Source organism: Polyangium sp. y55x31, assembly GCF_029946505.1.
Classification (GTDB): Bacteria; Myxococcota_A; Polyangia; order Polyangiales; family Polyangiaceae; genus Polyangium.
In genome coordinates this window covers 1-14,778 of record NZ_JARZHG010000007.1, presented here as the reverse complement: position 1 = coordinate 14,778, position 14,778 = coordinate 1, and the positions used below count along the sequence as shown (strand labels likewise).

At 68.7% G+C, this 14,778-nt stretch carries 14 protein-coding genes; 8 read left to right on the top strand and 6 right to left on the bottom strand.

What is annotated here, in order from left to right; translation table 11 throughout:
• Positions 1-17 precede the first annotated feature (17 nt).
• The 5 genes from QHF84_RS15240 (at position 18) to QHF84_RS15220 (ending at position 4,291) form a co-directional block, all read left to right on the top strand.
• Entirely contained in the window at positions 18-269 is a 252-nt protein-coding gene (locus QHF84_RS15240) for an addiction module protein (protein WP_281314020.1), read from the top strand.
• Positions 247-570 carry a type II toxin-antitoxin system RelE/ParE family toxin gene (locus tag QHF84_RS15235; RefSeq protein ID WP_281314019.1) on the top strand — a complete coding sequence of 108 codons (324 nt, stop codon included), beginning with the start codon at positions 247-249 and terminating at the stop codon, positions 568-570. Before QHF84_RS15240 ends, QHF84_RS15235 begins: the two co-directional genes overlap by 23 nt.
• Before the next feature lie 6 nt (positions 571-576).
• Positions 577-1,368, top strand: coding sequence for a hypothetical protein (locus tag QHF84_RS15230; RefSeq protein ID WP_281314018.1), 792 nt, complete (start codon positions 577-579; stop codon positions 1,366-1,368).
• Between the two features lie 53 nt (positions 1,369-1,421).
• Entirely contained in the window at positions 1,422-2,480 is a 1,059-nt protein-coding gene (locus tag QHF84_RS15225; RefSeq protein WP_281314017.1) for a hypothetical protein, read from the top strand.
• 122 nt (positions 2,481-2,602) lie between these two features.
• Positions 2,603-4,291 carry an amidohydrolase family protein gene (locus QHF84_RS15220; protein WP_281314016.1) on the top strand — a complete coding sequence of 563 codons (1,689 nt, stop codon included), beginning with the start codon at positions 2,603-2,605 and terminating at the stop codon, positions 4,289-4,291.
• Positions 4,292-4,295: 4 nt separating this feature from the next.
• Here QHF84_RS15220 and QHF84_RS15215 read toward each other — a convergent pair whose 3' ends face one another.
• Positions 4,296-4,892 carry a DUF938 domain-containing protein gene (locus QHF84_RS15215; RefSeq protein WP_281314015.1) on the bottom strand — a complete coding sequence of 199 codons (597 nt, stop codon included), beginning with the start codon at positions 4,890-4,892 and terminating at the stop codon, positions 4,296-4,298.
• 31 nt (positions 4,893-4,923) lie between these two features.
• Between QHF84_RS15215 and QHF84_RS15210 the strand changes: the two genes are divergently transcribed.
• Both QHF84_RS15210 and QHF84_RS15205 read left to right on the top strand, forming a co-directional pair.
• Positions 4,924-6,138, top strand: a complete 1,215-nt coding sequence (locus QHF84_RS15210; RefSeq protein ID WP_281314014.1) for a hypothetical protein — start codon at positions 4,924-4,926, stop codon at positions 6,136-6,138.
• Positions 6,139-6,164: 26 nt separating this feature from the next.
• Complete coding sequence (locus QHF84_RS15205) at positions 6,165-7,490, top strand: hypothetical protein (RefSeq protein ID WP_281314013.1); 1,326 nt, start codon at positions 6,165-6,167, stop codon at positions 7,488-7,490.
• Positions 7,491-7,494: 4 nt separating this feature from the next.
• Here QHF84_RS15205 and QHF84_RS15200 read toward each other — a convergent pair whose 3' ends face one another.
• The 5 genes from QHF84_RS15200 to QHF84_RS15180 form a co-directional block, all read right to left on the bottom strand.
• A complete protein-coding gene (locus QHF84_RS15200) occupies positions 7,495-7,863 on the bottom strand; it encodes a hypothetical protein (protein ID WP_281314012.1) in 369 nt (122 codons plus the stop codon).
• Positions 7,860-9,194 (bottom strand): amidohydrolase family protein, encoded by a 1,335-nt coding sequence (locus QHF84_RS15195; RefSeq protein WP_281314011.1) that lies wholly within the window; start codon positions 9,192-9,194, stop codon positions 7,860-7,862. The genes QHF84_RS15200 and QHF84_RS15195 overlap by 4 nt, the downstream gene beginning before the upstream one ends.
• Entirely contained in the window at positions 9,191-10,819 is a 1,629-nt protein-coding gene (locus QHF84_RS15190; RefSeq protein WP_281314010.1) for an amidohydrolase, read from the bottom strand. Before QHF84_RS15190 ends, QHF84_RS15195 begins: the two co-directional genes overlap by 4 nt.
• 66 nt (positions 10,820-10,885) lie before the next feature.
• Entirely contained in the window at positions 10,886-12,151 is a 1,266-nt protein-coding gene (locus QHF84_RS15185; protein ID WP_281314009.1) for a DUF2062 domain-containing protein, read from the bottom strand.
• A 3-nt stretch (positions 12,152-12,154) separates the two neighbouring features.
• Complete coding sequence (locus tag QHF84_RS15180) at positions 12,155-12,910, bottom strand: tetratricopeptide repeat protein (RefSeq protein WP_281314008.1); 756 nt, start codon at positions 12,908-12,910, stop codon at positions 12,155-12,157.
• Positions 12,911-13,011: 101 nt separating this feature from the next.
• Here QHF84_RS15180 and QHF84_RS15175 point away from each other — a divergent pair.
• A partial coding sequence (locus QHF84_RS15175) for a M23 family metallopeptidase (protein ID WP_281314007.1) occupies positions 13,012-14,778 on the top strand: 1,767 nt, incomplete at its 3' end.

Genomic DNA, 14,778 nt, shown 5'->3' with positions numbered 1-14,778 from the left:
TGTGGTAGGATGCGCTCATGGCGAGGGACAACGATGACGTCGTGGCGGCGGCGCTGCGTTTGCCGCCCGAGGGGCGAGCTGCGCTGGCCGCTGCGTTGATCGGGAGCCTGGAGGACGAGGAGCCCGAGGAGGACGTCGAGGCCGCCTGGTCCGACGAAATCCGACGCCGCCTCGACGAGGTCGACGCCGGGGCCGTGAAGCCTATCCCTTGGTCGGAGGCACGAGGGCGCATTCTCGCAGCGGCGCGTGGTCGTGGCGAAGCCGGTTGAGTTCCTGCCTGCAGCCGTAACGGAAGCCGAGGAAGCCGCCGGTTGGTATGCCGAGAAGGATCCGCGCGTGGCCGTCGCGTTTTCCGAGGAGCTGGAGCGCGCGCTGCGCCGTATCGAGGATGCCCCGGGGCGATGGCCGTCGTACCTGCACGGGACACGGCGCGTGCTTCTTCGTCGATTTCCTTTCTGCGTCGTGTATCGCGAAGAACCCTCACGCGTCATCGTAGTGGCGGTCGCGCACACCCGACGAAGCCCGGATATTGGCGTCGCGGCCGCTGAATTCGTGGTACTCTCACTCTGAATCATCATGCCCGGATGGGAGCTCCACGACGGCGACAGGAAGATCGGTCCGATGAGCGAGGAGGCCGTGCTCTGGGCCATCAAGCGCGGTTTGCCTTCGTCCACGCGGGTGCGGCCCGAGGGGCAGGAGGCGTGGATCACGCTGGATGATCATCCGGTGTTCGCGGATGAGCTCGTGGCACGGAGCACGCGCGAGGGCCGGGCGCCGCGGCGTATACGCTGGCTCGCGTATACGCGGATGGAGCTCGTGCGCGTGGCCGTGGCGCTCGCGTCGGTCGTCGTGGCCGTGGTGGCGTATGGGCACGTCGCGGAGAACAAAGACGGGCTGGTGCGCGAGATCGAGGATCGTTTGCGTGAGAGCAGCGCCGAGAGCCCGTCCGCGGCGGCGGCGCATCCCGCGGCGTCCGTGGAGTCGGGCGCGGTCGGCGAGGCGATCGAGGCGGCGAACGCCGCACAGCTCTCCACGAGCGAGCGGACACGATTGGCGAGCGCAGCGCTCGCGGATGCGCGGATGGACGGGCGCGCGGCGGTTTGCAAGGCGCGGGCGCTGCTCGAGACGCTGCCCGCGGCGGAGAAACGAAAACCCGAGGTGGCGCGCGCCCTCGCGCAGCTCTCGTCGAAGGAGCTGCCGGTTTTGCGGGCCGAGCAGGCCGAGTTCGAGAAGACACGCGGCGTGCTCTGCGGCGACGGTACGAAGCCGAAAGATTGTCCATGCCACGGCGCGCACGAGTCCTGTTGCGTGCTGCACAAGGGCGTGGCGCGGTGCGAACCATTGCCCACGCGGATCCGCTGTCCGTAGCCTTCCAAGAAAATTTCGCGCAACTGCCGAGGGGGTCGCGTCGATGAAGGGGCATGACGCGATGGTCGGTGTTCATGCTCGGGGTGTTCGGGGTGTCGGCATGTCGGGAGCCGGATCCGTTGGAGGTAAAACAGATTTCTTCCGCCGATGAAGTGTGGTATGGTGTGGGATTTGGCCTGAGCGGGGAGGTCGTGGTCTTCGATGGGAAAACCGGGGCCGTGACGAGCTCGGCGGAAGGCGGCGGAGGGACGCCGCGCGACGTGACGGTGGATCCGGACGGCGCGCGATTGTGGGTGCTCGAAGAAAATGAGGATGCGTCGGGCGGAGAGAGCCGGGTGTGTCCGCTCGACGCGGGCGTGGTGGGGCCGTGCGCGCACGCGGCGTGGGTCGATGGCGGCGCGGCGCTCTTCGCGACGGACGAGGGGCTCTGGGTGTTCGAGCAGGCGACGTACGGGCCGCGGTGGAAGGTGCTGCGGGAAGGTACGATCGCAAAAGGTGTGCACGCGCCGCGGCCCGCTTCGGTGTGGAGGGAAGGGGACCGGGTCGAGGTGCTTTCGTACGGCGTGAGCGATGACCGATTGACGCGGCTGTCGGGGACGATGACGGAAAACGGGCTCTTCGTGACGACGGGCCTCGACCTCGGTGCGCCGGCGCTCCTGCCGCCGACGGCGCGATTCGTTCCGCTGCCTTCCGAATCCGGGCTGCTCTGGGACGTGGTGGGGGGCGATGTCGCCCTACGAAAGGTAGATGCGGAGGGCGTGGGGGCGGCCGTGATGCTCGGGGTCGGGCCGGGGATCGAGCGGATCGAGGCGGCGGAGGTGATCGGCGGGGCGGCGCTCGTGCTCTCGACGAATACGTTGTGGGTCGTGGAGCTCGGGGCGAAAAACGGGGGCCTCGGTGTGACCTCGGTCGCGCTCGGGGGGGAGGTTCGTCGCGCCGGTACGTTTTTCTCGCGCGACCTGGTCACGGCCGGCGACCGGGCGCTCGTCGCGACCGACCAGGGCGTCCGCGCCATCGTGGTGGAAAAGGATGACGGGTCTGTCTTCGTCGAGGATTCGTTCGATGGCAGCCATCTCCGAGGTCCGCTTTTGGTGGTGCGCGCCGTGAATTGACGCGCTGCGTGCCACGGAGATGTCACGAAAAACGGAGTGCGGTTCGGAAGGAAAACCTGTACATTCGAGCTGTGGCCTCTCCCCGAACCTTCGTCCTTTGGGCTCTTGGGTTGGTCTCGGTCGTGGGTTGCTCGGAAGAGCGGGTGCTCACGCCGAGCGACCCACTGCCGGTGGACGTCGACGAGGGGAATGGGGGGAGCGGCGGCGACGCCGGGTCGGGCGGCGTCGGGGGCGTCGGAGGCGCGGGCGGCGCCGGCGGAATGGGCGGCGCCGGTGGAATGGGCGGCGCGGGCGGAACCGGGGGCGCAGGCGGCGCGGGCGGCGCGGGTGGCGCCGGTGGCGCCGGTGGAGGCGGCGGCAGCGACGCCATCCCGGTCGACACCGATTGCGTGACCGAGATGGGTCCGCCCGAGGTGTCCGCGGTGGGGATGCCCGGAAAGCTGCGCCTCATCGGGTGTGTGGTCACGCCGGACAAGGCATTCGCGGGCGAGGTGCTCATCGAGAGCGATACGCTGACGTGCGTGGGCCCGTCATGCGAGGACGCGCCGGGCGCCGCGGACGCGACGGTCGTCAAGACGCACGGGGTCATCCTGCCCGGGATGATCGATACGCACAATCACATCCTGTTCGACATCTTCGACGAGTCGGACTGGAGCCCCTCGAAGCCGTACGGCAACCACAACCAGTGGCCGAACGAGCCGCGTTACCAGGCGATGGTCGACGCGAAGCAATACATGAACGGCGAGGGGACGCCGAACCTCGACCCGGGCTTCGGCTGCGAGATGAACAAGTACGGCGAGATGAAAGGTCTCGTCGCCGGGACGACGAGCATCGCCGGCGCGGCGAACCCGATCGACAAGACGTGTTATGGGTCGCTCGCGCGGACGATCGATCAAAAGGCGAACGACCTCGGCGCGGACAAGGTGCAGGTCTCGACGTTGTTCCCGCCGTCGAGCGGGGACGCGGTCTGCAACAACTTCGTCGTCGACAAGACCGACGCCTACGTCATTCATTGCGGCGAGGGCGTGGACGAGACGGCGAAAAAGGAGTTCACGACGCTCGGGACGGCGACGAACCCGGAGGGCTGTCTGTATGCGTCGGAGACGACGATCGTCCACGGGACGGCCTTCGGGCCCGAACAGTTCGCGGTGATGGCGGACAGCGGCATGAGCCTCGTGTGGTCGCCGCGCTCGAACGTGTTCTTGTACGGCGGCGGGACGGATCTGACGAAGACGACGAACGTGCCGCTGGCATTGTCGCTGGGCATCAACGTGGCGCTGGCGCCGGATTGGTCGCTCGGGGGCAGCCAGAACCTGCTCGACGAGCTACGTTTCGCGAACAAGGTGGACAACGAGGCGTACGGGGACGTGATCTCGCCAGCCATGCTGGTCCGCATGGTGACGGTGAATGCGGCGAAGGCGCTGGGGCTCTCGGACGTGCTCGGGTCGCTGGAGGTCGGGAAAAAGGCGGACGTGACGGTGATCGCGGGGGACGCGAGCAAGCCGTTCCACGCGGTGCTGGCGGCGGCGCCGAAGGATGTATCGCTCGTCGTGGTGAATGGCGTGCCGCTTTATGGAGACGCGGTGCTCGCGGCGCTCGGGCCCACGACGCCGGGCTGCGAGGCGCTCGATATCTGCGGGAATGCGAAGTTCGCGTGCGTGGCCGAGACGGGCGGGACGACGACGAACAAGTTCGGGCAGACCTGGGCCGACATCACGCAGATTCTTTCGTCGGAGCTCAAGACGTACGACGAGATGAACCTGTCCGCGTGGGATTTCGCGCCGCTCGCGCCGCTCGTGAAATGCGAGTGAGCGCTCAGGCCGTCTTGCGGAAGACGAGCGAGTGATTGTTGGCAGGCATGGGGACGGTCTCCTCGTGCACGAAGCCGGTTTGTCGCGCGAGGTGCTTCAGGTCGTCGAGGTCGCGCACGCCCCAGGAGGGGTCCCTTTCCCGTAACGAGGCGTCGAAGGCCTCGTTGCTCGGGGCCGTGAACGCGCCCGAGAATCGATAAGGGCCGTACGTGACGAGCACGCCGCCCGCGGGGAGGATTCGCGCGGCGCCACGGAAGAGGCCCTCGCACGCGCGGAAGGGGGCGATGTGGATCATGTTGATGCAGACGACGGCGTCGGCGCGGGAGACGGGCCAGGCGTCCTCGGAGGCGTCGAGCCGGAGCGGGCGGAGGAAGTTCGGCAGATCGAGCTCCGCGCGGTATGCTTCGATGCTGGCGAGCGCGTCGGGATCGGGGTCGGAAGGCTGGAACGTGAGGCCAGGCAGGTGGGCCGCGAAGTGAGCCGCGTGCTGACCGGAGCCGCTCGCGATTTCGAGCGTAAAGGCGCCGTCCGGCAGGACGCGACGGAGGACGTCCAGGATGGGATCGCGATTTCTCTCGGCGGCGGGGGCGCGTCGCTTCATGGGTCCTTCCGGGTGGTGTATCCTCGGGCGCGTGGAGCTTAGCAAGATGCGCGCGTGGAAGGCAAAACGAGCTTTGTGGGTCGCGGCCGTCGGGACGTCGTCCTTTGGCTGCCAGATCGTGGGCGGGCTCCCTTCCGAGCTCACGCTCGACGATGACCCCGGCAGCCTGCCGCCGCGGGATCCGCTGGTATGGGAGGCGACCGAGCCCGGGCCGGAGATGGTCTACACGATGCCCGATTGGCTCGACTACATCAACCGGACGGATACGCCGCGCACGTCGCAGATCGGACCGAATACGCTGCGAATCGGATACCAGAAGCACGAGGCGCGGCCGCGCAACGTGGGGACGGGCTGGGGGCTCGCGATGGAGACGGAGCGGACGAATTTGATCCCGAACAGCACGTGGGGAGGCGCGGGCTGGATGGGGGACGACAAGTCCATGGCGGCCGTGCCGGGTGCCCTCGATCCTGCGGGCGGGCAGGAAGGCGTGGCCCTGATCTCCTTCGGCAATCAGTCCTCCTCATGGGCTCTCGTGCAGGGGAAGATCGCGTCGGCGTGGTTCATGGGCGCGCAGGGGGACGGGACGTTCGCATATTTCGCGTACGGCAATGCGTTCGTGCCCGTGAGCGATACCGTGTGGAAACGGTACGAAGTGGGGACGTCCGAGGAGGGGCCGACCCTTCGATTGACGACGGGGGCGATCGGGGCTTCGCCGGCCATCCTGCAGGAGACGTCGGTGAACGCGTACGGGGCGCAGGTGGAGGTCGGGACATATCCGTCGAGCTTCATTCCGACGACGGGGGCGCCGGTGCTCCGGGAGGCGGATCTCTTGAACGCCGAAATGGAGACCGTGGCCCCGTCGGGATATTTCGACGTGACGATCCGGTATGCGCCGCATTATGCGCAGAGCGAGCAGACCGTCGATCACGACCTCGTCGCGCTGGAGGACGACAGCACGTTTTTCCGGATGAAGGCGGGAGGGACGCTGACGCTGCTCAAGGTGGGCTCGCCGGATAACCTGCGGATCGAGGGGCTCGACTGGTCGCGGGATCAGGAGCTCGAGGTGCGGGTGCAATATCTGCCGAATCGGCGGCTCATCTCGATCAAGGGCGCGACGAAGGGGGACGCGACGGTATCGAAGCTCGGGCCGGTCGAGCCCGTGGGGAAGGACAAGACCGTCTGGCTGCTCGGGGACAACGACGGCCCGCAGGAGAGCGTGGATCTCCGGTACATCGAGGTCCGATAGGCGAGCGTGGGCGAGAGGAGCGGGTCATGTACCGAGCGATGGTTTTCGGGGCGCTGGGCGCATTCTGCATGGGCACGGTGGGCTGTCTGGAGCTCGATACGGCCCAGGGATCGGGCGGCGGGGCGTCGTCGAGCACGAGCGGGAGCGGAGGCGCAGGCGGTATCGGTGGGAGCGGCGGCGCTGGGGGAATGGGCGGCGCCGGGGGAATGGGCGGTGGTGGAGCGGGCGGCGGGGGGGCCGTGGCCATTCGAGAATGGACCGCGACCCAGCCGGCCTTCGGGAGCGCGCCCGTGTATTCGTTTCCGGATGGATGGCTGCAGATCACCTGTCCGACAGGGGATCGGACGTCGCAGTTCAGCGCGAGCACGCTGATGCGTCTGTATGGGCCGAACGCGGCGCGCCCGCGCAACGTGGGCAAGGGCTGGGGGCTCAGCGTGGAGCGGCGGCGGACGAACCGCATTCGTGGGAGCGAGTCCTGGATGGGCCAGTCGTGGTCGAGTCCGGCGGGGCCGGTTGCCATGTCCGCCATGCAGTTGCAGCCGGATCCCGCCGGCGGCACGGGCGCGACGAAGTTCAGCTCGTCGGGGAGCCAGCAATCGAATTACCTGGGCGGGCTCGTGGGCGGAACGTCGTCGGCGTGGCTCAAGGGCGACGCGGGGACGGCGCCCTACGCCTATTTCACGCTCGGGAGCACGTTGAACTGGGCGCACGTCGCGGTCGACGATACGAGCTGGAGACGATACGAGATCGGCAATGGGAACGGATACTTCATGCTCCGGACCGACGGCGACGCGGATTCCGATCCTCCGCCGATCGCGGGCTCGACGTCGGTCATCGCGTATGCAGCCCAGCACGAGCCGAATGCGAAGTACCCGTCGAGCTACATCCCCACGGGGGACCAGGACCGGACGCGCGAGGCGGACGTTTTGTTTTCGAACCTGACGGAGACGCTCCTGCCCGGCGGGTATTTCCACGTGGTGATCAAATTCGCGCCGAACTACGCTCCGGGAGAGACGGAGGAGCCTCGTCCGAATTTGCTCTATCTCAACACGTCGAATCGGCTCTACCTCGACACACAATCGAACAAGGTGGTTCTGACGACCGGAGCCGAGAGCCTCGCGGGGCCGAGCGCTTTGACCTGGAGCCGGGAGCAAGAGCTCACCATCGAGGCGAAGGTCACGCCCATGGGTCGTCTTCTCTCGGTTTCGGGCGCGACCACGGGGAACTTCGTGGTCGAGGACGTGAAGAACGTCCCGGTGCCCACGGTCGGGCCGCTGTACGTCCTCGGAAGCGACAAGGGCGCGGACGAATGCGCCGATCTGCGGTACATCGGGTTCTTCCCGCCAAACTGATCCGTCAGCGCAGGTAGAGCCAGAGCCAGCTCCCCGCGCCGAAGAGGACGCCCGCCCCGAGGATCACGCCGAATCCGCCGAAAAAGACCCATTGTCCGCGTTTTTTCTCCTGCGCGAGCCCCCACGCGATCGCGAAGAGGTGCGAGAGGACGAACACCACGCCCGCAGGCCAGGCGACGAGGCGGACGACGAGCTGGCCCATCGCCTCGGTGTCGTGCTCGATCAAGGAGAGGCGCTCGAAATGCAGGTGGATCGTGAGCGGCATCGAGGCGACGGCCCACACGAAAGCGAGGGGGTAGCCGAAGAAATGGCCGACGGCGAGGCGCTCGAGGAAGAGGCGGATCCGAAACCGAGGCGGGGCGGGCGTGTTCAACGGGTGATGGGCAGTTTCCGGTACCGCGTGAAGAGGGCGGACTGGCGGTTCGCGAGGTCGACCTTTTTGCCACGAATGACGACCGCGAGCGGGCGCGAGGCGATTTCGAGGGGATCGCCGGACCAGACGACGAGGTTCGCCACCTTGCCCGGGGCGAGCGTGCCGTATTTCGCGCCGAGCCCGAGCGCCTGGGCCGGGGCGCTCGTGATCGCCGCAATGGCCGCCGCGTGCGGCAACCCCGCGCGGACGGCATTGCCGGCGACCTGGCGGAGCTTGCGGGCATTGTGCGTGTCGGCCGTGGTGATGACGACGGGGACGCCGGCCGCGTGGAGGAGCGCGGCGTTGTCGTCGCGGGTGCCGAGGGTGTCGAAGGTCGTAGGGCCGGGTTCGAGGGGATTGACGATCACCGGGATTTTCGATTCGGCGAGGCGCGGCGCGATTTTCCAGGCCTCGGCGCCGCCCGCGATGACGGGGCGGAGGCCGAATTCCTTGGCGAGCGCGACGGCGGCGAGGATGTCGGAGGCGCGATCGACGTGGAAAACGACCGGGACGCGGCCGGCGAGCGCGTCGCCGATGGCTTCGAGGTCGAGCCGGCTCGCCGCGAACGGGCGGCTTTGATTGCGCTCCCAGGCGGCGCGGTTTTTCTGGAACGTACGGGCGTCGTCGAAGACCTCACGCGCGAGGAGCAGGGCCGCCGCGGGGCCGCCGCGATCGCCGTCGAGGCTGCCGTCGAGGTGGACGTGGAGCGCGAGGGGGCCTTGGGCGAGCGCCGATTCGCGGGTGTCGCCGTCGAGGTCGGCCCAGGCGGATTGTCCGGAAAAAAGGCCGCCTAGAGGGACGACGCCCGCGGAGGTGACGCCCTCGGCGCGCGTGATGCCGACGACGGTGGAGGCAGGGTTGTAGCCGTCGGAGGCGCGGAAGGCGGCGCGAATGGGGTCTTTGCCGCCGCGATCATCGTCGTGCGTGGAGTCTTCGAGCGAGACCTCGACGAGGCCGATGGACGTGAATGCGTCGACGAAGCCGGGCGTGACGATGGCGCCCTTGGCGTCGATCGTGGTGACACCGGCCGGGACGGCGAGGCCTTTTCCGATTTTCTGGACGAGGCCTTTTTCCAGGAGGATCGTGGCATCCTCGAGGACCTCGCCCGTGCCCGTATGGACACGCCCGCCGACGATCGCCAGCGGCGCGGCGGCGGCAGGCTCGGCGGCCTTCGCGGGCGCAGGCGCTGGCGTGGGGCGCGGCTGCGCGAAGGCCTCGGTCGCCGCGAGGACGGTGGTCAGGACGAACAGGGACGAGACAAACGTATTTCGCACGGATCGGGGGTTCGTCACGGCGCACCTCCGGGCAGAAGGGTCGTGGGTCGGCCGGTGTCCTGGCCGAGCTCGAAATCGCTCCACGGTGGGCGTTTTTTGCCTTTTTGATACACGGTGGCGCCGTCGATCCAGACCTCCTCGGCCGAGGCGTAGACCGAAAAGGGATGGCGGTCCCAGAGGACGACGTCCGCGTCCTTGCCGAATTCGAGCGTGCCGACGCGTTTTTCGATGCCGAGGGCCCAGGCGGGGTTGTACGTGAGCCAGCGAATGGCCTCCTCGTCCGTGAGGGGCATTCCGGCGCGCCGGCCGCTGGCGAGCGCCTTGCTCGCCTCCTGGTTCATGCGCTGGATGCCCTCCGGCGAGTCGGTGTGCACGATCGGCAGCGCCCCCGATTCCTGCAGGAGCGCGATGTTCTCGGGGATGCCGTCGTACGCCTCCATCTTGAAGCCCCACCAATCGGCCCAGGTGGAGACGGAGACGTTCTTTTGCACGAGGATGTCGCGAATCTTGTACGCCTCGAGCGCGTGGTGGAAGCTCCGCACCCGGAAGCCGACCTCGTCGGCGAGCGCGAGCATCGCGAGCATGTCGTCCGCGCGATAACAATGGACGTGGACGAGGACGCTGCCGCGCATGGCGCCGATGAGCGTCTCCTTGGCAGGGTCACGCGCGGGCGCGGCGCCCGGGTCGCTCGGCTTCGGGGGTTCGAGGGGTTTTTCCCAGCTCTTTTGCCATTCGGCGCAGGAAGAGAGGTACGGGTCGTCGTGGCATTGCGCCTGCTGCTTTTTGCGGGATTCGACCTCGGCCTCGTAGGCGGCGCGTTTTTTCTGGTCCTCGCGGAGGCGGTTCGCCTCGGTGGTGCGATAGCGCTGCCAGTCGTCCTCGTGTTTTTTCGCGTCGAGGAAGGCTTTGCGTTGCATGGCGAGGTTGCCCATGCGCGTGCCGGGCGCCGCGTGGCGGGCGTTGCCGTAGGTGCGCTTGGGATTTTCGCCGCAAGCCATTTTGAGGCCGTCCGGCGCGCCGGGGAAATGCATTTGTCGCGGCGAGAGGGCCGGGCGGAGCTTCAAGGTGACGGCGCGGCCGCCGATCAGGTTCGCCGAGCCGGGCAAGATCTGGAGCGTGGTGACGCCGCCGGCGACGGCACGCTCGACGGCCGGATCCTGGGGCCAGAAGCCGTCGACGGTCTGTACGTCGGGCGTGACGGGCGAGCTCGCCTCGTTGCCGTCGAGGTGCGCAATCGTGCCCGGCATCGGATAGACGCCAAGGTGCGAGTGCGTGTCGATGATGCCGGGCGTGACGAATTTGCCGGCCGCGTCGACGATCCGCGCGCCTTCGGGCGGCGAGATGTCGCCCTCGGCGACCTGGGCGATCTTGCCGTCGCGAAGGAGAATGCTTCCGCGCGGGATCGTTTTGCCCGTGGCGAGCCAGAGCGTCGCATTGCGGATGAGGACCGGGGGCGACGCCGCGGCGGGCGTTTCGATGCCCGCGGCCGTGGAAGAGCGCGCTTCCCAGGGGAAGGGGACGTCGGGCGGAGGCGCCTCGGCCTGCGCAGGCGAGTTCGGAGGCGTGGAGGCCGAGGAAGAAGCGCAGGCGGGCAGGCTGAGGAGGAGCGGCGATAGGAGCCGGAACGCGCGGCGGGAAAACATCGGGCGGGACGGTATCACACCCGGACGAACGCGCGGGGCATACGCGTATCGCCGCTTGCTGGGAGATCACGCTGCGGGGGCATTCTCCAGCGCAGGCAGGCGCGCGACGACGAGGACGTTGGAGAAGGGCGTGGAGCCCCACGCGGGCAGGATTTCGCAATGGAATCCACGCGCTTCGAGGAGCGCGGTGATGCTTCGCGCAGGCCGGAAACGAACACGCTCGCCGCGGTTGAAACGTACGGCCGTGAAGATTTTTTCTTCGAGCAGGGTGGCGAAGCTGCGCAAGCCGCGCTCGGTGTCGGCCTCGCGCACGAGCAAGCGGCCGCCGGGTTTTACGTGGTCGGCGGCGCAGTGGAGGATCGCGTCCTGCTCTTCGATCGTGAAGTAGTGGAGGAGGTCGATGAGCAGGACGGTGTCGGCAGGCGTGGCCTCGAAGCGACGCGCGTCCTCGCGGGCAAACGTGGCCGCCGCGGGCAGAGAGCCTTGCGGGCGCGTGGCAGCGGCGCGACGCGCGGCCTCGATCTTGGTCTCGTCCCAGTCGAGGCCGTGCGCGCGCGTGGCGCGGCCGAGTTCGAGGAGAAGGATCGGGAGCTGGCCGCGGCCCGTGCCGATGTCGAGCACGTCGCCGAGCGCGCCGTCACGGCTGCCCTCGATGTCGGCGATGAGGCGCGCAACCGGGTCGAGCGAAAGCTTGATGCGGACGTAGTGGAAGAGGCTCTTGTCGGCGGCGGAAGGGCTCTCGGGCGAGGCGAAGCGCGAGGCGACGCGCTCGGCGGCGACGATCCAGGGAGGCGCGTCGTCCGGGAGTCGGTAGGGCGGGAGCGCGCCGGAGGCAGGGCGGATGGCGCGTTTGGCGAGGACGAACGCGACGGTGAGGACGAAGCCGGCCGCGGCGAGGGCGAGTCCGACGAGGGGCGCGCCGACGAGCAGGTAGGCGGCGAAGTCGACCACGGTGCGGTAGCCGGCTTCGATCGGGGGTTTGGGGGCGTAGCTCGGCTCGTCCGAGCGTAGCCCCCAAGCGTCGACCGAATGATCGAGGCGGAGCCAGGCGCCGGTGCGGAGGCGGGCGCCGACCTGGATCTCGGCGGTGATGAGGAAGGGCGCGAAGAAGGGGTTCGAGACGTTCGCCGCGGCGTACGCGAGCACGGCGTGCAGGCGGAGCTTCAGGCAGACGACGAGGACGAGGAGGAGGTGGAACCCGAAGACGGGCAGCGAGCCGATGAACAGGCCAAGGGCGACGGCGGCGCCGAGCCGCGCGGGAGAGAGGTCCTCGCCTTGGAGGTCACGGAAGGCGCGCCGGAGCTCTTCGCGCCAGAGGGAGAAGGTGGCCAAGCTTTACGTCGGAGTTGATGCGCCCTCGCGGGAGCGGCTGGTCTTTCGGGCCGCGCGCGCGTTGCGCTGGGCCTCGACCAGGCGAAGGTACATCTTCGCGCTCTTGTTGTCCGGATCGACCGCGAGCGCCGAGCGGAAGCACGCGACGGCCTGATCGGCGCTGCCGAGGGCGAGCATCGTGAGGCCGAGCAGGACGTGCGCCGGGGCGTATCGTGGGTTCGCCTCGATCGCCGCGGTGTAGTGCTCGCGCGCGAGGGCGTGGTTGCCCTGGTCGCGGTAGAGGTTGCCGAGGCGAGCCTGCAAATCGGGGAAACGTGGGCAGAGGTCGACCGCGCGGCGCAGCTCCCCGATGGCGTCGCGCGGGCTGCCGGCGTCGAGGTAGGCCTGCGCGAGGTCCGCGTGCATGTTGGCGATTTTGCCGCGGACGAAGGGATCGGAGGTGGTGCCCGTGTGCTCGGACTGGATGCGCCGGTAGACCTCGCGCGCGGCCTCGTAGTCGCCGAGGTCGGCGTGCGTGACCGCGAGGTTCATGAGCGCCTCGGTGTAGGCGGGGTTGATGCGCGCGGCGTTCGCGAAGTGGAACCGGGCGCCCACGAGATCCCCGCGATCATGGAGGATCACGCCCAGCATGTCGTGCACGTCGGCGAGCTCGCCGTGGAGCGCGAGCGCTTCTCGGAGGGCGGGCTCGGCGCGCTCGTAATCCCGTCGTTGGTAGTGCTCTCGCGCGACGCGGAGCAGGTCCTTGAGGCGCTCATCCATGCCACGAAGTCTACGTCGGCCAACCCGGCTCGGCGATGCGGGCCAGCAAAAAAGCCTACGGTTTCCAATACTTCGACCGAGGCGTACGCTCGGATGCCCGCATGCACGCCGCCCTTGCCGCCTCCGTCTGCTCGGGGTACGTGCATCCCGTGGCGGACGTCCCGGAGCCGAGCATCCCCGTCGAAGAGCGCGCGGGTCCCCAAGCGCCCGAGCTCGACGACATGAACGATCCGTCGCCCGAGCCGGGCGGGAGCGTCGCGGACGCTTCGAGATCCAAACGTCCGCGCCTCGTCGTGCCCCTGCGAAGGCGCGAAGCCGAGGGCCCGCCCGCCGCGCCACGAGGCCCGTTCTCGGGGCTCGCGGGCGGCGGCGCAGGTACGCCCTCGTCGGGGCTCGAAGGCCCATCGGCGAGGCCGTTGCCGCGCGCGCACGGAGGCGTGCACCTCACGCCGCGGATGACGGCGATCTTCGGCGGGCTCTTCGGGCTCGCGACGGTGACGTCGATCATCGCGCTCTTGATCCAGGTGGTGCCGCCGCGCAACGAGCGCGCGCTCATCGCGGGCGCCGGGCTCACGCACCAGGCCTCGACGCCGGAGAACACACAAGGCGGGGCGAAGGCGCAGGCGACGAAGAAGAAGCGCGAGCCGGTGCCGGGGCCGTGGCGGCTGTCGGAGCTCGCGAAGGATCCGTCGGTGCAGATCGTGTCGGGGACGATCGATCGCAAGAGCTTCGTCGAAGCTCTCGCGGAGAAGGACGTCCCGAAGGCCCAGACCTACCGGATCATGAAGGCCTTCGAGGGGACGCGGAAGTTCGACAAGTGCGGCCGCAAGGACAAGTTCTTCGCGGCGATCGATCGCGCGACGAAGCGCGTGCGCGCGTTCGAGTACGAGGTCTCGTCGCTCGAGGTCTACCAAGCGCGCGAGGATCAGAACGGCATCCTCGCCGGCACGCGGCTCGACATGAAGGTCGCCGAGTCCGAGGTCGTGGGCTCGTTCTACGTGAGCAAGGACCTCGTGGCGTCGTATCAGGCCGGCGGTCTGGAGGACGGGATCCTCGCGACGATCGACGAGGCGCTCGGCGGAAAGATCTCGTCGGAGGCCTTCGAGGAAGGCTCCACGGTGCGCGTGATCGCGGTGGAGGAGACGGCGCTCGGGATGTTCGCGCGATACAAGAGGATCGTCGCGCTCGAGTACAGGCCGGCCGATCCCGCGGAGAAGCCGATCCGCGTGTACACGTTCAACGGGCAGGAGGCGCGCGGCTACTGGGACGATCACGGCAAACAGCCCTACTCGGGCGGCTGGCGATCGCCGGTCCCGGGCGCGCCGGTGACGTCGCACTTCAACCCGAAGCGCATGCATCCCGTGCTGAAGAAGCTGATGCCGCACAACGGCACGGATCTCGGCGCGCCGACGGGGACGCCGGTGTACTCGGCGTACAAGGGCACGGTCGACTGGGTGGGGCCCGCGGGTCCGAGCGGGAACCTGGTGACGATCATGCACCCGAACGGCGTGCAGACGGGCTACGCGCACCTCTCGCGCTTCGCGCCTGGCATCAAGGTCGGGATGAAGATCGGCGTGCACCAGCTCGTGGGGTATGTCGGATCGACGGGCCGATCGACGGGCCCGCACCTGCACTTCAGCGCGAAGAAGGACGGCAAGTTCTTCGACGCCTTGACGCTGCAGATGGACGGCGAGCGCGTGCTGCCGCCGGGCGATCGCGCCGCGTTCCTGGAGGTGAAGGCAGAGCTCGATCGGCGCCTCGACGCGATCCCGCTGCCCGAGCCCCCGCCCGAGAAGCCCGCGCCCGCGGCCGCCGCGCCGGGCGCGCCGCCGTCGCCCGCGGGGAGCGCCGCCGCGCCTGCCACGCCA

Bases quoted from the DNA above. Each gene is read 5' to 3' on its own strand.
- QHF84_RS15240 (WP_281314020.1), top strand. From the start codon at position 18: ATGGCGAGGGACAACGATGACGTCGTGGCGGCGGCGCTGCGTTTGCCG.
- QHF84_RS15230 (WP_281314018.1), top strand. From the start codon at position 577: ATGCCCGGATGGGAGCTCCACGACGGCGACAGGAAGATCGGTCCGATG.
- QHF84_RS15225 (WP_281314017.1), top strand. From the start codon at position 1,422: ATGACGCGATGGTCGGTGTTCATGCTCGGGGTGTTCGGGGTGTCGGCA.
- QHF84_RS15215 (WP_281314015.1), bottom strand. From the start codon at position 4,892: ATGAAGCGACGCGCCCCCGCCGCCGAGAGAAATCGCGATCCCATCCTG.
- QHF84_RS15205 (WP_281314013.1), top strand. From the start codon at position 6,165: ATGTACCGAGCGATGGTTTTCGGGGCGCTGGGCGCATTCTGCATGGGC.
- QHF84_RS15190 (WP_281314010.1), bottom strand. From the start codon at position 10,819: ATGTTTTCCCGCCGCGCGTTCCGGCTCCTATCGCCGCTCCTCCTCAGC.
- QHF84_RS15180 (WP_281314008.1), bottom strand. From the start codon at position 12,910: ATGGATGAGCGCCTCAAGGACCTGCTCCGCGTCGCGCGAGAGCACTAC.